The organism is Halorubrum ezzemoulense (genome assembly GCF_004126515.1).
In the GTDB taxonomy this organism is placed as follows: Archaea; Halobacteriota; Halobacteria; order Halobacteriales; family Haloferacaceae; genus Halorubrum; species Halorubrum ezzemoulense.
This window is the reverse complement of the sequence record NZ_CP034940.1, coordinates 1317174-1338905: the sequence shown is the minus strand read 5'-3', so window position 1 is coordinate 1338905 and position 21732 is coordinate 1317174. Positions and strand designations below refer to the sequence as shown.

Sequence of the window (21732 nt, the reverse complement as noted above, 5' to 3'; positions counted from 1 at the left end):
ATCGCTCTACTGACTCCCCATCAATAGTAAACTATAATAAAAATTGGATACTACTGTGAGATACATGGCGTGGGACGTAACTCGAACGGTTCAGATCCGGCTTGACGTTCCTGACGACCGCAAGAGTGACCTCCACGCCACCAACCAGCAGTTCCAATACTGCGCGAATCGAACCGCTGAGTGGGCATGGCGATACCCACACGGCGACTGCGTAACCAGCAAATCCGAAGCTGAACAAGCCATCTACGACGAGTTGCGGGAAGCGACCGACTACCTTCACGCCAATCTCGTTCAGAAAGCAATCAAGCGAGCAACCAAGGACATCGGTAACTGTGTTGATCGGCTTAGTGATGGGGAGAAAACAAGCCAACCCCACTACGATACATTCAGCATCGTGTACGACAAGCGAGCGGCTACATTCTACCGTGACAAGGTGAGTCTTGCCACTGTCAACGGGCGGGTTGAGTGTGAGTACGACCTACCGGAGCATCCTGAACAAACGCCGCACGGTGAGTACCTGTTGAACGACGACTACTCCTTTTCGACCAGCACTGTCCACTACGACAACGAAACCGACGAGTTCTATCTACACGCCGCGATGGAACGGACAATCGACGCTGACAGTCCTGAGAAAGCTGAGGATTCGAAAGTCCTTGGCGTGGACTGTAACGTTGACGACCACATCGCTGTGACCTCAACAGGCCGGTTCGTCGGGAACGCTGACCTGCTTAATCATGAACGCCGGGAGTTTGAGAAACGCCGTGGCGACCTGCTACAGACCGGCACCCGGAGCGCACACCTGACGTTTCAGCGAATCGGTGATCGTTTCGGGCGGTGGAGCGAAGATTACATCCACCGCTGCTCGAAAGCGATTGTTGCGGAAGCACAGCGGCACGACTGTACGCATATCGCATTCGAGGACTTGGGGCAAATCCGCGAGCGGATCAGCGATGGCAAGAAATTCCAACAGTGGGCCTTCGGAGAGTTGCAAGAGCAGGTCGAGAACAAGGCTGAGATGACCGGAATCGTCGTCTCGAAGGTTGAACCAGCCTACACCAGCCAGCAGTGTTCGCAGTGCGGGTGTACGCTTGAGGAGAACCGCAATGGGCAGAATTTCGCCTGTTTGGATTGTTCGTATGCCGTGAATGCCGACTATAACGCGGCGAAGAACGTCGCCCGGAAGTTAGCGTTACAACTCCAGCGAGGGCAGAAGTCCCCCGCTGGAGGAGCGTTCTGTCAGTACGCTCTGAAGTCAGGGACGTTGATCGTGAACGCTACTGGAGTGGCGTCCGACCACTATTGGTCGGCAGAACGGGAGTCCACTGACAAGCCCATCGCTTCAGCGATGGGTAGCTGACTGGCTTTGTCCGCTGTACGTTCTTCTTGGAGGCGCTCGGTTGCTGACCGCCCCTGCTCGTCGGTTTTCCCTTCCAAAACCCCACGCAGGTCTGTAACCGAGTGGATGGGGCGAACAACGATATCACCCTCTTCAGTCCGAATGAATTTCACACGGCCAGGCGTGTCGATACCCAACTCCTCCCGGAACTGCTTCGGGATTGTGGCTTGCCCGCGCGACGATACGGACACCACCTTTTCAGACTCTACGTCACTCATACTATTCTCTATTATTACTTTTGTTTATTCATAAAAAAGATCAGCGTTGAGTTGGGTAGTTAATAGATCAGATCGGACATTGACTCGCCGGTCTCGAGTGTGCGGCCCGTCGTGGACCCTGACTCGACACCTAGAGTAGCTCGCAACGCCTTTTCGGCTCCCGCTCGTACGCTCGGATATGGTCCAGATGGAATCCGACTCGGAACTCGACCGCGACGACGCCGCGCCCGACTTCGAACTGCCCGGCGCGGACGGCGAAACCCACGCGCGCGACGACTTCGAGACGGACGCGCTACTCGTCGTCTTTACGTGTAACCACTGCCCGTACGCGAAGGCGAAGATCGACCTGCTGAACGAGCTTGCGGCCGAGTACGACGATCTCGCGGTCGTCGGGATCAACCCCAACGACGCCGACGCATACCCGGAGGACTCCTTCGAGGCGATGCGCGAGGCCGTCGCCGACGGCACCGTCGCGTACGACGCGTACCTTCGCGACGAGACCGGCGAGGTCGCGGCCGCCTACGACGCCGTCTGTACGCCCGACCCGTTCCTCTTCGGCCGCGAGGACGGCGAGTGGCGGCTGCGCTACCACGGCCGGCTCGACGACGCGCTCAACCCCGACGACGAGCCGACAGAGTTCTACATCCGCGACGCAGTCGACGCCGTCCTCGCGGGTGAGGACGTCGAGATTCCGGACCGGCCCTCGCGCGGCTGCTCCATCAAGTGGCCCGGCGAGTAGCGGACGGTAGTGAGCGACCGACGCCCTCCCGAAGTCGGAACGCCGCACTAACAGAGACGACTTAACAAGGGACCGGGTCGAACGGGTGGTATGAGCATGAAAGGCGACGAGCCGGACCTCCACGAGATCGACCGGTACGACGGCGGCGTCGGCTGGATCGCGTACCCCGACGAGACGATGGAGCGCGCGAGCCACGCGTTCGCGGTCGAGAACGAGGAGGCGGACGCGGACGACGTGTGGGTCGTCGACCCGGTCGACGCGCCCGGTGTCGACGACCTCCTCGACGGGCTTGGCTCCGTCGCCGGCGTCGTGGTCGGACTGGACCGCCACGTGCGCGACAGCGGCGAACTCGCCGCCCGCCACGACGCCCCGGTGTACGTCCCCGAGTGGATGACCGGCGTCACCGAGGATCTCGGCCCCGATGTCGACGTCGAGCGGTTCGGGTCGCGGCTCGCGGACACCGGCTTCGAGGCGATCCGGATCCGCGACTCGTCGGTGCCGCCGTGGCAGGAGGTCGGGCTCTTCGACGGCGAGACGCTGATCGTCCCGGAGTCGCTCGGGTCCGCGTCGTACTTCCGCGGCGACCGCGAGCGCCTCGGCGTCCACCCGATGCTGCGGCTCACCCCACCGACGAGCGCGCTCTCCGGGCTCGACCCCGAGCGCGTGCTCGTCGGTCACGGCGTCGGCGTCCACGAGCGAGCCGCGGTCGCCGTCGAGGACGCCATCTCGGACTCGCGGCGCAAGGCGCCCGGGCTGTACGCGAAGACGCTCGCGTCCGCGCTGCCGTTCTGAACGCGACCGAGCGGGACGACCCGTGCGTGTCCTTTTGCCAATCCGTCCCATAGCGGAGGTCGAACAGTGATCTACGTCACCCGCGACCTACTGGCCGTACTCCGCGAGCGCGCCGCGAGCGAGGACCCAGACGGTGTGAACGTCCGGCTCTCCGCGACGCCGGCCGGCGAGTTCGAGGCCGACATCGGGCTCGACCCGGAGACGCCGGTGGTGACTCACTTCACACTGCCGTCGGTCGGGAATTCGGTCAACTCCGTGTTCGGCGTCGACCTCGGCACGCCGGCCGGCGAGGGGGGCGCGCGGTTCCTCTCGCACCCGGACGGGTTCCTCGGGGTGTCGCGCACCGACGACCTCGCGGCCGTGGTGATCGTCGCCGTCCCGCCGTACGACGGCGACTCTGTCGCGGCCTTCGACCGCTCCGGAACGGGAGTCGAACTGGCGGTCGTCGACGCCGCTCCGCCGAGCGAATCCGTGCCGGAGTGAGCGGAGAACAGGGGTTTCAAGCCGTCGGAGGGAATACCCCGGCGTAATGGCAGCACGGCCACCCGGCGGCGGCGACACGAAAGAGCCCGAGGCTATCGAGTTCGGTATCGCCGCGCTCGACGCCCGGCTCGACGAGGCGGACGTGTCGTTCCCCGCGACGACCGCGGAGCTCCGCGACGCGCTGGGCGATCAGGAGGTTCCCTACGACGCGCAGGGGCGCTCCCTCGCGCTCGCGGACGCGCTCGACCGCGTGCCGAAAGAGAAGTTCGAGAACGAGACCGATTTCCTCGACGCCCTGTACCCGGTGTTCGACGAGGCACGCCGCGAGGAGCGCGGCGTGATCGCCAGCCTCCGCGACGCGTTGCCGTTCTGAGCGGGAGCCAAGGGGGTCTGGGAGCGGCCGGCCGCGCCTAGCGCGCCTCCGAGCGCGCCTCGACCTCCGGCGCCTCCTCGTCGGGCTCGCCGGCGTCGTATCGTTCGATGACGTCGTTGATTAGGACGACGTCGCCGACGGCGCGGACCCAGCGGTACGGAACGATGACGCCGGTCGAGCCGCCCACCTGCCCGGCGAACAGCTCGTGGTTGAGTTCGGCGAGCGCGAGTCCGGTCACGGCGCGGGCGTCCAGATCGAGCTGGATGTCCTCGACTTCGCCGACGAAGACGCCGTTGCTCGAGTACACCTCGCGACCGACGAGCGACGTGATCTCCTCGGGGGCTGCGTTCATACTCGGTACGGTCACGAGCGCGCCTATTAAGCGTTCGTTGTCGAACGACGCGCGTCGGACGGTGAGCGCGGGCTGGTCCCGCGGCCCGGGTTCCCGCCGCGCGCCGACGGCAGGAGGTTTTTCATAATTCGACCGTGAGGGATTCGTATGGCGACGAACACCTCGGAGCCGGACCCGACAGACGGCGGGGACTTCGACTACACCGGCGGGACGGTGGAACGGCCGGATCTCGTCGACGCGCTCGATCGCCGAGTGGACGGCGACGTGCGGTTCGACGACTACTCGAAGCGGCTGTACGCGACCGACGCCTCGGCGTACGAGGTCACGCCGATCGGCGTCGTGATCCCGGAGTCGACCGCGGACGTGGCCGCGGTCCACGAGTACTGCTTCGAGGAGGGGATCCCCGTCCTCCCCCGCGGCGGCGGTACCTCGCTCGCCGGCCAGACCGTGAACGAGGCGGTCGTCCTCGACCTGACCGACGAGATGGACGGCGTGCTGTCGACGGACCCCGACGCGGAGACCGCCCGCGTTCAGGCTGGCGCGTACGTGGGCGACCTCAACGCCGCGGTCGAACCGGCCGGGCTGAAGTTCGCACCCGACCCGGCGTGGCGCGACAAGTCCGCGGTCGGCGGGGCGATCGGCAACAACTCCACCGGCGCGCACTCGCTGAAGTACGGCAAGACGGACCACTACGTCGAGGAGTTGGAGGTCGTCCTCGCCGACGGCACCGTGACGACGTTCGGCGAGGTGGCGGTCGAGGAGCTCCGCGAGTCAGCGGACCCCGACGCCGACGGGCTCCTCCCGAGGATCCACGCCGAGGTCGTGCGGATCCTCGACGAGGAGGCGGACGAGATCGACGAGCGCTTCCCGGAGCTGAAGCGGAACGTTTCCGGCTACAACCTCGACCGCCTGCTCGCCGAGTACCGCGGCGAGCACGGCGAGGAGGGCGTCGTCAACCTCGGCCGCCTCATGGCCGGCAGCGAGGGGACGCTCGCGACCGTGACTGAGGCGACCGTCTCGCTCGTCGAGATCCCGGAGACGAAGGCGGTCGCGCTGCTGACCTACGAGGACCTCCTCGACGCGATGGAGGACGTCGCCGCGTGCCTCGAACACGACCCCGCCGCCGTCGAGGTAATGGACGACGTCCTCCTCGGGCTCGCGGCCGACACGCCGGAGTTCGAGGACGTCGTCGGGATGTTACCCGACGGCACCGACTCCGTGCTGCTCATCGAGTTCTACGCCGAGGACGACGCGACGGGAGAACAGAAGGTCGCGGACCTGATCGCGGACCGGGTCGGCGCGGCCGACGGCGCCGCGGGAGCCCGCGTCGAGACGACGACAGACCCGAGCGCGGGCGCCGCAGAGACGACGAGCCACCCTCGCCGCGCAGTCGACGCGCTGGAGGCGCACGACCCGGACGAGCGCGACCGGTTCTGGAAGATGCGGAAGGCGGGGCTACCGATCCTCCTCTCGCGCACCACCGACGAGAAGCACATCTCCTTCATCGAAGACTGCGCCATCCCGCCGGAACACCTCCCGGAGTACACCCGCGAGTTCCAAGAGATTCTGGAGGACAACGACACCTTCGCCACCTTCTACGCGCACGCCGGCCCGGGTGTGTTACACATCCGTCCGCTCATCAACACGAAGGAGGTCGACGACGTGGAGGCGATGCTCGACATCGCCGACCGCGTCACCGACGCGGTGGTCCGACTCGGCGGCTCCGTCTCGGGCGAACACGGCGACGGCCGCGCGCGGACCCAGTGGAACCGGAAGCTGTACGGCGACGACCTCTGGGAGTCGTTCCGCGACCTCAAGACCGCGTTCGATCCCGACTGGCTGCTCAACCCGGGCAACGTCTGCGGCGACGTCGACATGGGCGAGAACCTCCGGTTCGACGCCGACTACGAGTACGACGCCGGGTTCGACCCCGCGATGGAGTGGGCGGTCGACAACGGGATGCAGGGGATGGTGGAGCTCTGCCACGGCTGCGGCGGTTGCCGCGGCCCGCAGGAGACCACCGGCGGCGTGATGTGTCCCACTTACCGCGCCTCCGAGGAAGAGGTCCAGTCGACCCGCGGGCGGGCGAACATGCTCCGCGGGGCCATCTCCGGCGAGCTCCCGGACGACCCGACGGACGACGAGTTCGTCACCGAGGTGATGGACCTCTGCGTCGGCTGTAAGGGGTGTAAGGTGGACTGCCCGAGCGGCGTCGACATGGCGAAGCTGAAGGCGGAGGTCGAGCACGCCCACCACGAGGAGCACGGGATCGATCTGCGGACGCGGCTGCTCGGACGCTTCGAGTCGCTCGCGCCGCTCGCCTCGAAGCTCGCGCCGCTCTCGAACCTCCCGAACAAGATCCCAGGGAGCGGGCTCATCGCGGAGATGGCGCTCGGGATCGCGAGGGAGCGGGACCTCCCCGAGTTCCGCTCTGAGACCCTCGTCGACTGGTTCGAAGCCCGCGGCGGCGCGGGCGTCTCGCGCGAGGAGGCCGACCGCGACGTGCTGCTGTTCCCCGACGTGTACACGACCTACACGAACCCCGGCGCGGGGAAGGCCGCGGTGCGCGTGTTGGAGGCCGCGAACTGCCACGTCGAGATCCCGGACGTCGACGGGAGCGGGCGGCCGCCACACTCGAAGGGGATGCTCGACGTGTCGCGCGCGACGGCGAGGGACGCCGTGGAGACGCTCGCCCCCCGGGTCCGGGATGACTGGGAGGTGGTCGTCGTCGAACCGTCCGACGCCGTGATGCTCCAGTCCGACTACCACGACCTGCTCGACGGCGACGCCAGCGACGTGCCCGACGCGGACGTGGCCGCGGTCTCGGAGAGCGCCTACGGCGTCATGGAGTACGTCGACGCCCGTCGGCTCGACGAGGAGCTCCCGCTCGACGCGCCGACCGAGTCGCTCACCTACCACGGCCACTGCCACCAGAAGGCGACGAAGAAGGACCACCACGCGGTCGGCGTGCTGCGTCGCGCCGGCTACGGCGTCGACCCGCTCGACTCCTCCTGTTGCGGCATGGCCGGCTCGTTCGGCTATGAGGCCGAACACTACTCGATGAGTCAGGCGATCGGTGAGACCCTGTTCGAGCAGGTGGACGCCAGCGACGGCGACGCTCTCGTCGCGCCCGGCACCTCCTGCCGGACGCAGCTGGAGGAGGGTCCCGGCGAGGTGCCCGAGCCGACGCACCCGGTCGAGAAGCTGGCCGCGGCGCTGGCGTAGGCGGTCGGGGCGCCCCCGACGAGCAGGAGGGCGTCCCGTCCGCGGGACCGCGCGGTCCGGCTCGGCCGAACCGGCTGGTCACGCGGGATCACTCGTTCCCCTCGATCGGTCGTCGGCACTCCCGACACTCCGTCTCGCCGGCGACCGCGACGGTCCCACAGGTCGGACAGCGCCTGTCGTCGACGCCCGACGTCGCGGCCGCGAGGACGTCCGCGGCCGCGGGCCGCGGCCGCTCGACCGCCTCGCGCGCGGCGAGCCGTTCGATCAGCGCGTCGTCGCGGAGCCACTCCAGGAGCCGCCAGAGTCCGAGGTACAGGAGCGTCGGACCCGCGACCGCGACCGCGGCGACCGCGAGGCGCCACCCGAGCGCCGCCGCTCCGACCGTGTCCATGGGTATAGTTCGCACGGGAAGAACGTATGCGTGTCGCCGCCCGGTCGCCGCGCGACCGAGCGCCGCCCGGCCGGTCACCGCTCCGTGAACACGACGGCGTCGCAGTCGGCGCAGGCCCGGACCGGCCGCTCCGGGTTCCCGCTGACGCCGTTGGGACCGCCACAGCAGTTCCGGAGGGTCGTGTCGCGGATCGGACCGCCGCAGGCCGGACAGGTCTCCAGGAACGCGCGGAGGGGCCGGGCGGCGCTCCGCGCGACCACCGGGTCGACGCCGCGCTCGCGGAGCAGTTCCCCGACGGCCGTCTCCGCGATCGCGATCGGTCGGCTGAGCCACGCGTCGCGCCGCCCGTCGAGGAGGATCCGGCCGTCGTGAACCTCGCCGAAGACGTCTTCGCCCGCGACGGCGGCCGCGCGCTCGGCCAGCTCCTCGTCCGCGGCCCCCCGGAGCGACTCGACCCGCTCGTCGAGGGCGGTCCGGAAGCCCTCGGCGAACCGGAGCGTCCCCTCGTCGTCCACGAGGGCGTCCGCGTCGAGCAGCGCCTCCATCGTCGCCTCCGGGTCCGGGTCGCCTTCGCCGCCGTCCCCCACCCCGTCGGGGTCCGCCGGGTCGACCGCGGGACCGTCGCCCGCCGCGTCCGGGTCGTCGGTCCCACGGTCGACCGCCTCGGAAGCGCCCGCCTCGGAAGCGGCTGCTCCGGAAGCGCCCGCCTCGGCGAGCGACCCCGAGTCGACCCCGTCGTCGTGGTCGGGGCCGAACGCCACGGGGAGCGGCTCGACGAGCCGCGGCGCGAACCGCGGCGTTCCCGGGACGACGTACCCGCGCAGCCGGATCGCAGCCGCGCCGAGCAGCGCGACCGAGACGCCGAGCGCGCGCCGGCGCCGGCCGACGAGGAGCGCGACGACCGCGACGCCGACCGCGTTGACCGCGGTACAGGGCCAGCACCGGTTCTCACCGGTGTGTTCCGGCCGCGAGACCGCGTCGACCGCCTCGCGGAGGTCGTCGATCATCGCTCGACCGCCGGGTGGGTGACCGGCTCGCCGTGGATCGCGTTGTACACCGTCGGAAACGCCGCGACGCCGACCGCCTGGACCGCCGCGCCGGCCGGCGTGACCCACAGCGAGCCGACGACGTCGACCGCGAACACCCCGACCCCGACCGACGCGGTCAGGAAGACGAGGCTGAAGTGGACGGTCCGCAGCGGCAGCGTCACCAGCTCCCCCCGCCTGGGCCAGTCGCCGACGTCGACGACGCCGGCGCGGAGCAGCGCGACCCCGACGCTGCCCGCCGCGAGCGCGAAAAGACCGGCGATCGGGATCGCGTCCGGGTACCGGTTCTGTGACACGAGCGCGACGGCGAAGGCGGGCGTCGACAGCACGGCCAGCTCCGCGCCGCCGAAGAACACCAGTTCGAGCCACTGTACGACGCCGCTCCGGAGCCGACCGACGACCGTTCCGGCGGTTCCCATTGACGAACCGCTCGACGCTCGGGACTCAAAGCCGTTCCGGCGGCCGACGCGACCGCCCCGGCGACTGTCACGGTCGTCTATTATTGGCATCAATAGTTATATACGGATGTATTTTATAACAACAGCTGTAATGGTAGATACAGACTCCGGTTCGGACGGCGGACGCGTGGGGGTATCACGACGGCGCTTCATCGAGGCGGCCGGCGCGACGGGCGCGACGGTCGGTCTCGCGGGCTGTGGGGGCGGCGGTGGGAGCGGCAGCGGGCCGATCCAGATCACCATGGACGCCGAGTGGGAGGGCATCTCGGACTCGGTGACACAGAGCCTGTACGACGCGGGGTTAGACGAGTCGATCGAGGTCGAGATCCTGCCCGGGGACTTCGAGTCGGGCGCCCGCCGCTCGGAGTTCACCTCGGCGCTCGACGCCGGCCGTGCGAGCCCGGACATCTTCATGATGGACTCGGGGTGGACGATCCCGTTCATCGCGCGCGGCCAGCTGGTGAACCTGAGCGAGGAGCTCTCCTCGGAGACGGTCGAGTACGTCCAGAACAGCTACCTGTCGAGCGCGGTGAGCACCGCGAGCGACCCCAGCTCCGGCGACCTGTTCGGGGTCCCGCTTTTCCCCGACTACCCGGTGATCCACTACCGGCGCGACCTCGTCGAGGACGCCGGCTACGACCCGGACGCCGAAAACTGGGCGACCGAGCCGCTCAGCTGGCAGGAGTTCGCCGAGGTCGCGGCCGACGTGTGGGAACAGAACGGCGGTCCCGACGGCGACCAGATCGACTACGGGTTCACCACGCAGGCCGACAACTACGTCGGACTCGCCTGCTGTACGTTCAACGAGACGATGACCTCCTTCGGCGGCGGGTACTTCGGCGACCACGAGAACCTGTTCGGTCCCATCGGCGACCGGCCGATCACGGTGACGGACGAGCCGGTCCTGAACACGATCCGCATGATGCGGTCGTTCATGGAGGGACCGGACGCGGAGTACGCGCACCCTGACTTCCCGCAGATCTCCACGACGGACCTCCTCTCGTTCACCGAGGAACCGTCGCGGGAGCCGTTCACCTCCGGGAACGCGATCTTCCACCGCAACTGGCCGTACGCGATCCCGCTCAACCTCGACTCCGACGCGTTCGACGCCGAGGACTACGACGTCATGCCGCTGCCGTACGGCGTCGAAAGCGGCGAGGGACAGTACGAGGGCACCGGCGGCCCGGCCGCGGCGCTCGGCGGCTGGCACCTCACGATCAACCCCAACACCCAGCGGCTCGACGAGGCCGTCCAGGTGCTCGAGGCGTTCGCCAACGAGGAAGTGATGGTGAACAACTTCTCCGAGGGCGGCTACCTCCCGCCGGACCCGTCCGTCACCGAGTCGGTCGACCCGGAGGAGGTCGGCGCGCTCGGCGACTTCCTCGACACCCTCGCGGTCTCCGGACAGAACACGGTGCCGCGTCCCGTCACCGTCGCGTGGCCCGACCAGGGGTCGCAGGTCGCCTCGGAGGTCTCCGCCGCGTACCAGGGCGAGAAGTCGCCCCAGCAGGCGATGTCCGACCTGGAGAGCTCGCTCAGCTCCATCGAATCCGACCTGGCCGAGTAACGAGGGCAGAGCATGTCCACCGACACGCGGAGCGACGGATCCGGTTCGCTGCTCGCTCGCCCGCTCAACTGGCTGGAGACGCAGAGCGAGGAGGTGTACGCCTACGTCCTGTTAGTGCCCGCCTTCGCGCTGCTCGCAGTCGTCGCGTTCTACCCGCTGATCGAAACGCTCCGTTTCTCGCTCCTGGCCGACGCCGTCGCCTCGGCCGACCCGTTCGGCGAGTTCGTCGGTCTCGAGAACTACCTGAACCTGCTGAGCGGCGACACGACGTTCACCCAACAGTTCATCTCGGTTTCGACGACCGACTCGTTCCCGTTCGTGGAGTTCGGTGCGCCGTTCCTCCAGCAGGCGCTTTTCGTCACGCTGGCGTTCGCGGTGTTGAGCGTCCTCTTCGAGACGCTGATCGGATTCGGACAGGCGCTCGTGCTCGACCAGGACTTCTACGGGCGGCGCTGGGTCCGCGTGTCGATCATCATCCCGTGGGCCATCCCCATCGTCATTCAGGGGATGATCTTCTTCCTCATTTTCAACCCGACGATCGGGTTCGGCACCGAGTTCATGCAGTGGCTCGGCGTGTTCGGTAGCAACCCGCTCGCGAGCAGCAGCGACTCGTTCATGATCGTGCTCGTCGCCGACATCTGGAAGACGACCGCGTTCATGGCGCTTCTCATCCTCGCGGGGCTCCAGAGCATCGACCGCGGGCTCTACGACGTCGCGAAGGTGTCCGGCGCCTCGCCGTGGCAGCGTTTCAAGTACATCACGCTGCCGCTCGTCGCGCCCGCGCTCATCGTCGCGATGCTGTTCCGGACGATGGACGCGATGCGGATCTACGGGCTCATCGACGCGACGGCCGGCTGTGAGACGGTGCCGTCGCTGACCTGTCTCGTGATCATCGCGCTCCAGGAGAGCCGGCGCTGGGCGACGGCCTCCGCGGTGGCGTTCCTCACCGCGGTCGTGATAAGCGGCTTCGTGGCGGCGTACCTACTGGCGCTGCGGAACAACGACGGGGGTGTGGCATGAGCGACGGAGCCACCGACGGGGGGACCGCGGCGGAGCCGGACCCGACGGCGGACATCGCCGAGCAGGCGCGGACGGAGGAGCCGGACCTCGACCGCGGCCTCATCGAGGCCTGGGCGGCGCGGATGATATCGAACCCCGACCTCGCGTACCGCGCGACGTTTTACGTGGCGACGATCTTCTTCCTCGTCACGACGCTTTTCCCGTTCTACTGGCTGTTCGTACTCGCGGTGACGCCGCGGAACAACCTCTCTGAGGTCGGCGTCTTCCTGCCGGCCGGGTTCAACCCCGCCGCGTTCCTCGAAATATTCACCACCCTACCGTTCCACCGGTACGTGTTCAACAGCTTCCTCATCGCGACGATCGCGACGGTCGCGGTGCTTTTCGTCGGGAGCCTCGCCGGCTACGTGTTCGGCCGGCTCGACTTCCGCGGCCGCAACCCGCTGCTGTTGTTGGTGTTAGTGACGTCGTTCTTCCCGCCCGCGGCGTTCTTCATCCCGCTGAACCGGCTGTTCAACACGAATGTCGACGTGTTGCGGCCGCTGCTCTCGTCGGGGTCGCTGTACAACACGCCGTACGCGATCTTCATCCCGCTGTCGGCGATCTTCCTGCCGCTGTCCATCTTCATTCTAATGACGTTCTACTCGCAGATCCCGGACGGCTTAGAGGACGCGGCCCGCGTCGAGGGGACGACCCGAATCGGGGCACTGTTCCGCGTCATCGTGCCGCTGTCCGCGCCCGGCGTCGCGACGGCGGGCGTGTTGACGTTCATCTCGGTGTACAACGAGTACTTCTTCAGCTCGCTGATGACCGACGGACGGCCCGGAAGCTGGGCGCCGATGCTCGAGGGCATCCTCCGGTTCCAGGGCGAGTTCGAAGTGTTGTACAACCTGATGGCCGCCGCCAGCATCGTCGCGGTGCTGCCCGTCGCCATCCTCGTCGTCGTCGCACAGGAGAAGATCGTCAGCGGTCTCACCACGGGCGCGGTCAAGGAGTAACCATGGCATCAGTCAAACTCGAAGGAATCACGAAACGGTACGAAGACGTAACGGCAGTCGACGACATGAACCTGGGGATCGAGGACGGCGAGTTCGTCACGTTCGTCGGCCCCTCGGGGTGCGGGAAGTCGACCACGATGGAGACGATCGCGGGACTCACCCTCCCCACCGAGGGGACGATCGAGATCGGGGGCCGGGACGTCACCGACCTCCCGCCGAAGGACCGCGGGATCTCCATGGTGTTCCAGAACATCGCGCTGTTCCCCCACATGGACGTGTACGACAACATCTCCTTCGGGCTCCGCCTCCGGAAGTACGACCAGGAGGAGGTGGACCGCCGCGTGGAGGAGGCGGCCGACATCGTCCAGCTGGAGGGGATGATGGACCGGATGCCGAGCGAGATGTCCGGCGGGCAGCGTCAGCGCGTCGCCATCGCCCGCGCCATCGTTCGCAACCCCGACGCGTTCCTGATGGACGAGCCGCTGGCGAACCTCGACGCGGAGCTGCGCGTTCACATGCGCACGCAGCTCCAGCGGCTCCACCGCGAGCTGGACACCACCATCGTCTACGTCACGCACGACCAGGCGCAGGCGATGACGATGTCCGACCGGATCGCGGTCATCAACGGGGGAGTACTCCAGCAGGTGGCGCCGCCGCTCGAGTGTTACAACGAGCCGGCGAACCGGTTCGTCGCCGGCTTCATCGGGTCCCCGTCGATGAACTTCATCGAGGGGAAGGCGGTCGAGAGCGGGTTCGAGTCGACCTACGCCGACGTCGAGTTCGACCCCGACGCGCAGGGAGTGTCGCCGGGACAGGACGTCACGGTCGGGGTTCGCCCGGAAGACGTTCACCTCGAGCGCAACGCCGAGGAGGCGGGCGCGCCGACGAGGGCGTTCGACGCCGTCGTCGACGTGATCGAACCGGTCGGCAAGGAGGTGAACGCGTACCTCCTGTTCGACCGCGACGTCGAGGCGAGCGCCGAGGGCCGCGGCGAGGGACAGCTGCTGATCAACCTGGAACCCGACACGACCATCGCCGAGGACGACGACGTGCAGGTCGTGTTAGACCGCGAGAACGTTCACCTGTTCGACCGGGCGAGCGGCGACGCGATCGGTCACTCGCTGTAGTCGGCGCCCCGCGGTCGAAGCCGCCCCGACCGTTACGCGACGCCGACGAGCGTGATCCGGTGGGCCTCGATGTCTTCGACCATCGCGCCCCACCCGCCCACCTCCACGGGACCCTCGTCGGTCTCGACCACGAGCGCGACCTGCCCGCCGTAGCTCGCGATGACGTCGACGTCGGCCGCGTTCTCAGTGCCGGTGACGAGGATTTCGGAGAGCTCCCCCTCGACGGTCCGCGTCGCTCCGCTCTCGGTGTCGGTCCCCTCGATCCGGACCCTGACGGTCGCGCCGTCCCGGACGAGCGGCGCGACGTCGCGGACGCAGTAGCGGATGTCGACGTACTCGATCGGCGGCTCGTCGCCGATCGAGGAGTAGATCGGCTCCCAGGTGTCCCACTGCGTCGTGAGGAAGTACCAGTGGAACACGTACGTGTGGGTCCGGTCGTCGACTAAGACGCCGTACTCGTTCGTCGACCCGGCGTGAGGGGCGAAACACGTCTTCGTCCGGTCGACGATCACCGCGAACGGCGAGGGGAGCCGACGGTGCCGCGCCTCCGAGCAGACGTCGCTCAGCGCCTCGGGGTCGGGCAGCGCCGCCGCTTCGTCCTCCGGCGTGTGGATCGAGAGGTTGACGCGGACGCCCCGCTCCGTCGCGTCGCGAAGCGCGGGTCGGAGCTGTTCGAAGTCGTCGACGGCGACCGAGACGTTCACTTGCGACTCCGCCCCGCGGATGAACTCGTCTGCGTTTTTGATCACGGTCTCGAACCGCGTGACGATGGTCACGGTCGACTGCTCGACCGAGGGCTCGTTCCAGCGGCGCTCGATCTCCTCGGTCGCCGCGGCGAAGCGGCTCGCCCGTGACTTGAGGTCGTCGACGATCGCGTCGAGGTCGTTCGCCCGCGCGTACATCGACTCCCGCTCGTACGTCTCGATGTACCCCGTACTCTCTAAGTCGCGCAACACGTCGTAGATCCGGGGGTCGGGGACGCCGCTCGCGTCCGCGATGCGGGTCACCGGCGCCGCCCCGAGCTCGAGGACGGTGATGTACGCGTCCGCCTGATACGGCGAGAGTCCCGCCTCCTCTAACGTCTCGGAGAGCTCTGCGCGCTCCACGGTTACCACTCGACGGCGACACCGACTCGGCCGGCCGTTCGATCGGTCATGGACCGAGCTACCACGGCTGTAATAAAATGTTTTATCATTGTGTTTCCGGGCGGCGGCGTCGCCGAGCCGGGACGCGATTCCGACTGAAAAGGCTTTATTCGGTCCGTCGTCGATGGGGGGTATGAACAACGAGCGCGCCGGCGACGGGGGTCAGCCGCGGTCGCGGTGGACCCGAGAGCAGGCGGGAGGGATCGAGCGGCGCCCCGGAAACGTCGCCCCGGTCGCCGGCCCGCCGGGGGTCGACCCGTTCCCGGACCTCCACGTCTGGGACACGTGGCTGCTGCGGGACCGCAACGGGGCGATCGCCGACGTCGACGGGTGGCGCCTCGCGTTCTCGCTCACCGCCGACGCGGACCTCCTCCCCGGGACCCGGCACGACGTGGCCGAGATCCGGTGTTTCTACTCGGCGGACGGCGAGCGCTGGCGCGACGCGGGTCCTGTCTTCGACGGCGGCGCGCTCGGGCAACGCCAGTGGGCCGGCTCCGCGCTGTACGACGACGGAGACCTGTATCTCTACTACACCGCCGCCGGCCGCGACGACGCCGCGGAGCTGACGTACACGCAGCGGATCGCGGTCGGACACGGCGGATCGGTGACCGCGGACGACGACGGGGTCGCGCTCGAGGGACCGTGGCGCCACGAGACGCTGTTAGAGCCGGACGGCGAGTGGTACGAGACCGAGGCGCAGTCGAGGGGGATGACGTACACCTTCCGCGACCCGTGGTTCTTCGAGGACCCCGCGACCGGCGAGGCTCACCTCCTCTTCGAGGCCAACGTCCCGGCGCCGGAGCGCGAGGGCGACGACGCCGAGACGAGCGAGCGCCGCGAGTTCAACGGCTGCGTCGGGGTCGCCGCCGCCCCCTCGGGCGACCCGCTCTCGTGGGAGCTCCGCCCGCCGCTCCTCGACGCCGTCGAGGTGAACCAAGAGCTCGAACGGCCGCACGTCGTCGCCGCCGACGGCCGCTACTACCTGTTCGTCTGTAGTCACGTCCACACGTTCGCCCCGGGCGTGACCGGCCCGGACGGCCTGTACGGCTTCGTCGCCGACGCGTTCGAGGGACCGTACCGCCCGCTCAACGGGACCGGCCTCGTCGCGACGAATCCTCCGGACGCCCAGTTCCAGGCGTACTCGTGGATGGCGTTCGCCCACGACGAGGAGGTGTTGCTCCAGAGCTTCTTCAACTACCACGACTTCGCGGGCGACTCGCTCGACGCGGTCGCGGAGTTCTCGGAGACCGAACAGCGCGCGCGGTTCGGCGGCACGCTCGCGCCGACCCTTCGGCTCGCGCTCGACGGCGACGAGACGCGGCTGCTCGGCGCGCTCGACGCCTGGCGGATCCCGACACCGGACGAGGCGCTCCCGCCGGTCGACGAGTCCGGACTGCCGGACGACGACTTCGACGGAAAGATCCGCGAGAGCGGCGTTCGCGGCGGCTACGACGCCGACGCGCGGTCCGGGTCGGAGTACGACGAGCCGTTGCCCTAGCTCGCGGGCTATTTCGCGGCGTCTGCGACGCGTGCGATCGCCGAGTGGCCGAGGCTCGGTCTCCGGTGCGTCCGGCGCGGCGAAAGGCGACGGTCTCAGGCCGGGACCGCCGCTTCCGTCCGCTCTTCGGACCGTTCTTTGACGAACGTCACCGGGCAGTCGGCTCCGAGCAGCACGCGCTGCGCGGTCGAGCCGAACAGCGCCTTGCCGGTCGCCGAGCGGGTTCGCCCGCCGACGACGACGAGGTCCGTATCGAGGGCTTCGGCCTCTTCGAGGATGCTCTCGGCGGTCTCGCCGAGCGCGCCGCGGACTTCATAGTCGACGCCGGCGCGCTCGAGGCGCTCCGCGACATCGGTGACGATCTGCGACCGCTGCGAGACGTCGTCGGGCGTGACCTCCGAGTCGGGGTCGATGTTCAGCTGGGTCTCGATCGTGTCGTACCGCTCGTGGTCGAACACGTGGAGGAGGGCGATGCGACCGTTCGGGTCGACGACGGACGCGGCGGTCTCTGCGAGCTCTTCGAGTCGGCTCTCGTCTTCCGATCCGATAGCTAGGAGGACGGTGTTCATGCTCATATCAACTACACGTAGGTGACGAGGGAATTTATATCTTCGCAAAGTTAATCCGGAGTTGAGTTAATATTCATGTAGTTCGGGTCATGCGTGCTCGGGGTCGCGCTCGCGGACCGTCGGGGGAACGGAGACGCGAGGCGGCCGTCGATGGGGTTCAGTCGCCCTACCTCCGAGAGTGGCAAAAAGGCACAGCCGCCGGTCACGGCGAGATGAATCCCGAGTCGAGGCGGGCGACAGCCTACCGTCGTCGCCTCGGTGCCCGCCGAGTCAGTCGGTGCGCGGCGTCGCAGAGTCCGTGTACGCGTCTCCGAGCTCCCAGACGGACACGTCCTCGACGGCGGCGCGGCCGCCAGACGCCGCGAAGGAGATCCCGGTGCTATCCGCTCGGGTCGGGTACACGCGGCTCGTCAGGCAGTGCCGCTCGTTGGCGAATATCTCCACCGTGGAGCCGTCGAGGAAGACCCGGAGCGTGAGCGGTTCGTCGTACGGCGTCACCGACATCCGCTGCTCGTCGCTCCGGGCGCGCGGGTCCTCGCTCGCGGCCGAGCGGTCGACGACGAGCTCGTTCGTCGCTTCGTACCGGATCTCGGTGCGCTCCCGCCGGTCTGGCGACTCGAAGACCGAGAGCGTCACGCCGTCGGCGTCGTCGAGCGCGACCGTCGCGGTCAGTTCGAGCGCCCGGCCGCCGCAGGGCGGGGTCCAGCGGTCGCCGTCGAGCGAAGCCGACTCCCCATCGATTTGTTTCGCCTCTCTGAGGCCGGTCAGCTGTGGCGCCGGACGCTGGGTAAGCTCGCCCGATTCGTCCACCTCGATCCGCCGCGGCACCGACAGCGAGCCGGACCACCCCGCGTCCCACTGCGCCGCCTCGTCGCGGGCCTCCGGGAGCCACCCCCACGTCAGGTAGCCGTCGTCGACGGCCATCGACTGCGGCGCGTAGAAGTCGCCGTGGTCGAGAACGCCTCGGGACGCGACTTCGAACGCCCCGTCGCGTCGCTTACCGACGAAGTACGGCACGGTCTCGTAGTCTGAGACGTGGAGGAGGTCCCACTCTCCGAACCGGAGCAGCTCGGGGCACTCCCAGACCGCCCCGGCGTCCGCTCGCTCGGCGGTCAAGAACTGTCCCTCGTAGCGCCAGTCGCGGAGGTCCTCGGAGCTGTACCGGAAGACCGTCCCGCCGACGTCGGCGAGTCCGGACCCGATGAGCTGGTGCCACCGGCCGTCCTCGCGCCAGACGCAGTGGTCTCGGAACTCCGCCTGCCAGTGTTCCGTCTCCAGCACGTCGACGTCGTCCGGCGGCGCCTCGATGACCGGGTTCGACCGATCTTTGGTCCACGACCGGAGCGTCGGGTCCGCGGCGGTCGCTAGGCAGGGGAGCTGACGACGGTCGCGCCCGCCGGTGTACAGTATCGTCGGTTCGCCGTCGAACTCGACCGCACAGCCGGACCAGCAGCCGTCCCGGTCCGGGCCGTCCGGCGAGGGCGCCAGCGCGACCGGCTCGTCCCGCCAGTGAACGAGGTCCTCGCTCGTGGCGTGGCCCCAGTGGATCGAGTTGTGGTACGGCCCGCCCGGGTTGTACTGGTAGAACAGGTGATACGTTCCGTCGCGCTCGATCAGCCCGTTGGGGTCGTTGAGCCAGTTCGCCGGCGACGTGACGTGGTACCGGGGGCGCTGCCGGTCGCCGTCGAGTCTCGCGCGGAGGCGCCGGAACCCCTCGGCGTCGACCGGGCGGTCGAACCGCGGGTCCGGGCCGCTCGCCAGCGACTCGACGAGCCCCTCGACGAACCGGTCCCGGTTCGTGCCGTACGGCTCCGCGATCTCGGAGGCGAGCGACAGTTCGCTGACGCCCAACACCGCACCACCCTCCGGCTGCCACGAGACCACGCCGGTCTGCGTCGGCCGGTCGCGTTCGCCCTCGACGGTCGACGCGAGCACCTCGCCCTCAGCGGGGAGCTGGTCCTCGTAGCGGGCGTACGGGAGCGTTCCGCGGTCCGCGACCGGGGTCCGGAGCCCGTCGAACGCCTCGACCGCGGGGTGGTCGTCGTACACCGACCGCCAGAGGGGCCCGGTGGGAGCCGTGACGGTCCGCGTCCCGACGGCGTCGGGAGCGACGGACTCGAAGCCGAGCGACGTCACGGCCTCTACGGCGCGGAGGCTCAACAAGAGCCCGCCGTTGCCCCGGACGTACGCCGCGAGCGCCGACGCGGTCCGGTCGTCGACCGCCGGCGCCTCCGCGCGGTGCCACCAGAGGACGTCGTGCGGCGTCGACGCGGTGACCTCTGCCGGGTCGACGGTCTCGACGTCGTACCTGGCGTCCGCCCACTCGCGCGCTGCCTCCTGTCGGTCGCTCGGGGCCCCCTCGACGAGAAGCCCGACGCGAACCGGCGTGGCTGTCATGCGTCGGTTACCGCGTCCCGGGGTAAAAACGCGATCCATCTCGCGGCGCGGGGGCGGCGGTCGTCTGCCGCCGCCGACCGCTCGAACCGGGTGACTGCGAACGCCCCGGTCGGTTTCGATACTTATAATCAACGAGGGGCAAATGACGACGTAGTACCGGTCGGACCGGCGGGGCGCCGCGCGGACCGTGGGCCGCGCCGACCGGATCACACGCACAAAATGACAGAGCGCACATGGTGGAAGGAGGCGGTGGTGTATCAGATCTATCCGCGGAGTTTCAACGACAGCGACGGTGACGGGGTCGGCGACATCCCCGGAATCGTCGAGAAGCTCGACTACGTCGACGAGCTCGGCGTCGACGCCGTCTGGCTCAGCCCGGTGTACGAGTCGCCCCAACGCGACAACGGGTACGACGTCAGCGACTACCGCTCGATCCACTCGGAGTACGGGACGATGGACGACTGGGAGTCGCTGCTGGACGGCCTCCACGACCGCGACATCCGCTTAGTGATGGACATGGTCGCGAACCACACGTCGTCCGAACACGAGTGGTTTCGTCGGTCCCGCGCGGATCCGGACGGGGAGTACGGCGACTACTACGTCTGGCGCGAGGGCGACCCCGACGAGCCTCCGAACAACTGGGAGTCGTTCTTCGGCGGCTCGGCCTGGAGCTACGATGACGGGCGCGAGGCGTGGTACCTCAGCCTCTTCGACACGACGCAGCCCGACCTCAACTGGCGCAACCCCGACGTCCGGGCGGAGATGTACGAGGTGATGAACTGGTGGCTCGACAAGGGGATCGACGGGTTCCGGCTCGACGTCCTCAACCTCATCTCGAAGCCCGAGGAGCTGCCCGACGGCGATCCCGACCGGGAGCTGGTCGGCAGCGAGCACTTCGTCGACGGGCCGCTGATCCACGAGTACCTCGCGGAGATGCGCGAGGAGGTGTTCGCCGGCCGAGACATCGTCACCGTCGGCGAGATGCCGGAGCTCACCCTCGAATCCGCCCGCGAGTACACCGGCGAGGACGGCCCGCTCGACCTGGTCTTCCCCTTCGAACACGTCCAGATCGACTTCGGCCCGAAGGGCCGGTGGGACGCCGGCGAGTGGACGCTGCCGGAGCTCAAGTCGGTCCTCGACAGGTGGCAGCGCGGCCTCGGCGACGAGTGGTGGACGACCCTCTTCTTCGAGAACCACGACCAGCCGCGCAGCGTCTCGCGGTTCGGCGACGACGAGCGGTACCGCTACGAGTCCGCGACCGCGCTCGCGACGGTCCTACTGACGCTTCGCGGAACGCCGTTCGTCTATCAGGGCCAGGAGCTCGGTATGACGAACACGACCTTCGAGAGCCTCGACGACGTCGCCGACGTCGACACCGTCCGCAACGTCCGCGAGTTGATCGCGGACGGCGTGTACGGCGGGTACGGGGAAGTCAGGGGCGTCGTCGAGGCCCGGTCGCGCGACAACGCCCGGACGCCGATGCAGTGGACCGACGACCGGCACGCGGGCTTCACCGACGGGGACCCGTGGCTCCCGGTCAACGACGACTACGAGGTCGTTAACGCCGCCCGAGAGCGCGAGCGGACGCCGTCCGTGTTGTCGTACTACCGGACGCTGATCGAGGTGCGGGGTGACTCGGACCCGCTCCGGTACGGCTCCTACGAGCTCCACTACCCCGACGACGAGCAGCTGTACGTCTACGAGCGTCGCCTCGACGGCGAGCGGGTCGTCGTGGTGCTCAACCTCTCGGGCGAATCACGGTCGGTCGACATCGACAGGGTCGACGCGTCCGCCGCGCTGCTCCTCGGGAACTACGAGTCGGTGCCCGAGGCGCCCGGAGAGCCGTTCGACCTGCGCCCCTACGAGGCCCGGCTGTACGCCGAGTCGCGCTGAGGACGCCGCGGGCGTCGGCGGCGAACGCCGCAGCGGGCCCGTGGACTT

The 21732-nt window shown here is 68.4% G+C and carries 20 protein-coding genes; 12 read left to right on the top strand and 8 right to left on the bottom strand.

All coding sequences use genetic code 11. The features are described from left to right. Positions 1–64: 64 nt before the first annotated feature. Positions 65–1357, top strand: coding sequence for an RNA-guided endonuclease InsQ/TnpB family protein (locus tag EO776_RS06720; RefSeq protein ID WP_094521234.1), 1293 nt, complete (start codon positions 65–67; stop codon positions 1355–1357). Here EO776_RS06720 and EO776_RS06715 read toward each other — a convergent pair. Then, positions 1297–1614, bottom strand: a complete 318-nt coding sequence (locus tag EO776_RS06715; protein ID WP_094521236.1) for an AbrB/MazE/SpoVT family DNA-binding domain-containing protein — start codon at positions 1612–1614, stop codon at positions 1297–1299. The genes EO776_RS06720 and EO776_RS06715 overlap by 61 nt on opposite strands. A 178-nt stretch (positions 1615–1792) precedes the next feature. Between EO776_RS06715 and EO776_RS06710 the strand changes: the two genes are divergently transcribed. The 4 genes from EO776_RS06710 (at position 1793) to EO776_RS06695 (ending at position 4001) form a co-directional block, all read left to right on the top strand. Beyond that, positions 1793–2353 carry a thioredoxin family protein gene (locus EO776_RS06710; protein ID WP_094494305.1) on the top strand — a complete coding sequence of 187 codons (561 nt, stop codon included), beginning with the start codon at positions 1793–1795 and terminating at the stop codon, positions 2351–2353. A gap of 96 nt (positions 2354–2449) precedes the next feature. Then, positions 2450–3145 (top strand): hypothetical protein, encoded by a 696-nt coding sequence (locus tag EO776_RS06705; RefSeq protein ID WP_094494315.1) that lies wholly within the window; start codon positions 2450–2452, stop codon positions 3143–3145. A gap of 66 nt (positions 3146–3211) precedes the next feature. Next, positions 3212–3628 (top strand): MPN domain-containing protein, encoded by a 417-nt coding sequence (locus EO776_RS06700; protein WP_049929741.1) that lies wholly within the window; start codon positions 3212–3214, stop codon positions 3626–3628. Between the two features lie 46 nt (positions 3629–3674). Further along, on the top strand, positions 3675–4001 hold the full coding sequence (locus tag EO776_RS06695) for a DUF5789 family protein (protein ID WP_100050437.1): 327 nt from the start codon (positions 3675–3677) through the stop codon (positions 3999–4001). 37 nt (positions 4002–4038) lie between these two features. Here the strand turns inward: EO776_RS06695 and EO776_RS06690 are convergent, their stop codons facing one another. After that, positions 4039–4353, bottom strand: a complete 315-nt coding sequence (locus tag EO776_RS06690; protein ID WP_049929743.1) for a PRC-barrel domain-containing protein — start codon at positions 4351–4353, stop codon at positions 4039–4041. Between the two features lie 147 nt (positions 4354–4500). On the opposite strand from EO776_RS06690, the gene EO776_RS06685 reads away from it, so the two are divergent. Then, positions 4501–7578, top strand: coding sequence for an FAD-binding and (Fe-S)-binding domain-containing protein (locus EO776_RS06685; protein WP_094521238.1), 3078 nt, complete (start codon positions 4501–4503; stop codon positions 7576–7578). An 88-nt stretch (positions 7579–7666) separates the two neighbouring features. On the opposite strand, the gene EO776_RS06680 is transcribed toward EO776_RS06685, so the two are convergent. The 3 genes from EO776_RS06680 to EO776_RS06670 all read right to left on the bottom strand — a co-directional run bounded on the left by EO776_RS06680 (position 7667) and on the right by EO776_RS06670 (position 9434). Then, entirely contained in the window at positions 7667–7969 is a 303-nt protein-coding gene (locus EO776_RS06680; protein WP_094521240.1) for a hypothetical protein, read from the bottom strand. 74 nt (positions 7970–8043) lie between these two features. Then, positions 8044–8976, bottom strand: coding sequence for a hypothetical protein (locus tag EO776_RS06675; protein WP_094521241.1), 933 nt, complete (start codon positions 8974–8976; stop codon positions 8044–8046). Further along, complete coding sequence (locus tag EO776_RS06670) at positions 8973–9434, bottom strand: hypothetical protein (protein ID WP_094521243.1); 462 nt, start codon at positions 9432–9434, stop codon at positions 8973–8975. The genes EO776_RS06675 and EO776_RS06670 overlap by 4 nt, the downstream gene beginning before the upstream one ends. Before the next feature lie 130 nt (positions 9435–9564). Here EO776_RS06670 and EO776_RS06665 point away from each other — a divergent pair, with 130 nt between their 5' ends. The 4 genes from EO776_RS06665 to EO776_RS06650 are packed head-to-tail and all read left to right on the top strand — an operon-like array spanning position 9565 to position 14182. Further along, positions 9565–11040: an extracellular solute-binding protein gene (locus EO776_RS06665; RefSeq protein ID WP_094521245.1), complete on the top strand. Its 1476-nt coding sequence runs from the start codon at positions 9565–9567 to the stop codon at positions 11038–11040. Between the two features lie 12 nt (positions 11041–11052). After that, positions 11053–12060, top strand: coding sequence for a carbohydrate ABC transporter permease (locus tag EO776_RS06660; protein WP_094521247.1), 1008 nt, complete (start codon positions 11053–11055; stop codon positions 12058–12060). Next, entirely contained in the window at positions 12057–13055 is a 999-nt protein-coding gene (locus EO776_RS06655) for a carbohydrate ABC transporter permease (protein ID WP_241898007.1), read from the top strand. Before EO776_RS06660 ends, EO776_RS06655 begins: the two co-directional genes overlap by 4 nt. Positions 13056–13057: 2 nt before the next feature. Further along, positions 13058–14182 carry an ABC transporter ATP-binding protein gene (locus EO776_RS06650; protein WP_094521249.1) on the top strand — a complete coding sequence of 375 codons (1125 nt, stop codon included), beginning with the start codon at positions 13058–13060 and terminating at the stop codon, positions 14180–14182. A gap of 32 nt (positions 14183–14214) precedes the next feature. Here EO776_RS06650 and EO776_RS06645 read toward each other — a convergent pair whose 3' ends face one another. Further along, positions 14215–15288, bottom strand: coding sequence for a TrmB family transcriptional regulator (locus EO776_RS06645; RefSeq protein ID WP_094521250.1), 1074 nt, complete (start codon positions 15286–15288; stop codon positions 14215–14217). A 172-nt stretch (positions 15289–15460) separates the two neighbouring features. On the opposite strand from EO776_RS06645, the gene EO776_RS06640 reads away from it, so the two are divergent. After that, positions 15461–16825, top strand: coding sequence for a glycoside hydrolase family 68 protein (locus tag EO776_RS06640; protein ID WP_094521251.1), 1365 nt, complete (start codon positions 15461–15463; stop codon positions 16823–16825). Between the two features lie 95 nt (positions 16826–16920). Here the strand turns inward: EO776_RS06640 and EO776_RS06635 are convergent, their stop codons facing one another. Both EO776_RS06635 and EO776_RS06630 read right to left on the bottom strand, forming a co-directional pair. Continuing rightward, the gene (locus EO776_RS06635) at positions 16921–17400 is read right to left on the bottom strand and encodes a universal stress protein (protein ID WP_094521253.1); all 480 of its coding nucleotides are present in this window, start codon (positions 17398–17400) and stop codon (positions 16921–16923) included. 264 nt (positions 17401–17664) lie between these two features. Continuing rightward, positions 17665–19791 carry a glycoside hydrolase family 32 protein gene (locus EO776_RS06630; protein WP_094521255.1) on the bottom strand — a complete coding sequence of 709 codons (2127 nt, stop codon included), beginning with the start codon at positions 19789–19791 and terminating at the stop codon, positions 17665–17667. 219 nt (positions 19792–20010) lie between these two features. Between EO776_RS06630 and EO776_RS06625 the strand changes: the two genes are divergently transcribed. Next, positions 20011–21684 carry a glycoside hydrolase family 13 protein gene (locus tag EO776_RS06625; protein ID WP_094521257.1) on the top strand — a complete coding sequence of 558 codons (1674 nt, stop codon included), beginning with the start codon at positions 20011–20013 and terminating at the stop codon, positions 21682–21684. Positions 21685–21732 lie beyond the last annotated feature (48 nt).

Coding starts and splice junctions, on each gene's coding strand:
- EO776_RS06720 (WP_094521234.1), top strand. CDS start 65: ATGGCGTGGGACGTAACTCGAACGGTTCAGATCCGGCTTGACGTTCCT.
- EO776_RS06655 (WP_241898007.1), top strand. CDS start 12,057: ATGAGCGACGGAGCCACCGACGGGGGGACCGCGGCGGAGCCGGACCCG.
- EO776_RS06660 (WP_094521247.1), top strand. CDS start 11,053: ATGTCCACCGACACGCGGAGCGACGGATCCGGTTCGCTGCTCGCTCGC.
- EO776_RS06625 (WP_094521257.1), top strand. CDS start 20,011: ATGACAGAGCGCACATGGTGGAAGGAGGCGGTGGTGTATCAGATCTAT.
- EO776_RS06705 (WP_094494315.1), top strand. CDS start 2,450: ATGAAAGGCGACGAGCCGGACCTCCACGAGATCGACCGGTACGACGGC.
- EO776_RS06675 (WP_094521241.1), bottom strand. CDS start 8,976: ATGATCGACGACCTCCGCGAGGCGGTCGACGCGGTCTCGCGGCCGGAA.
- EO776_RS06715 (WP_094521236.1), bottom strand. CDS start 1,614: ATGAGTGACGTAGAGTCTGAAAAGGTGGTGTCCGTATCGTCGCGCGGG.
- EO776_RS06635 (WP_094521253.1), bottom strand. CDS start 17,400: ATGAGCATGAACACCGTCCTCCTAGCTATCGGATCGGAAGACGAGAGC.
- EO776_RS06640 (WP_094521251.1), top strand. CDS start 15,461: ATGAACAACGAGCGCGCCGGCGACGGGGGTCAGCCGCGGTCGCGGTGG.
- EO776_RS06630 (WP_094521255.1), bottom strand. CDS start 19,791: ATGACAGCCACGCCGGTTCGCGTCGGGCTTCTCGTCGAGGGGGCCCCG.
- EO776_RS06690 (WP_049929743.1), bottom strand. CDS start 4,353: ATGAACGCAGCCCCCGAGGAGATCACGTCGCTCGTCGGTCGCGAGGTG.
- EO776_RS06670 (WP_094521243.1), bottom strand. CDS start 9,434: ATGGGAACCGCCGGAACGGTCGTCGGTCGGCTCCGGAGCGGCGTCGTA.
- EO776_RS06650 (WP_094521249.1), top strand. CDS start 13,058: ATGGCATCAGTCAAACTCGAAGGAATCACGAAACGGTACGAAGACGTA.
- EO776_RS06665 (WP_094521245.1), top strand. CDS start 9,565: ATGGTAGATACAGACTCCGGTTCGGACGGCGGACGCGTGGGGGTATCA.
- EO776_RS06680 (WP_094521240.1), bottom strand. CDS start 7,969: ATGGACACGGTCGGAGCGGCGGCGCTCGGGTGGCGCCTCGCGGTCGCC.
- EO776_RS06695 (WP_100050437.1), top strand. CDS start 3,675: ATGGCAGCACGGCCACCCGGCGGCGGCGACACGAAAGAGCCCGAGGCT.
- EO776_RS06685 (WP_094521238.1), top strand. CDS start 4,501: ATGGCGACGAACACCTCGGAGCCGGACCCGACAGACGGCGGGGACTTC.
- EO776_RS06710 (WP_094494305.1), top strand. CDS start 1,793: ATGGTCCAGATGGAATCCGACTCGGAACTCGACCGCGACGACGCCGCG.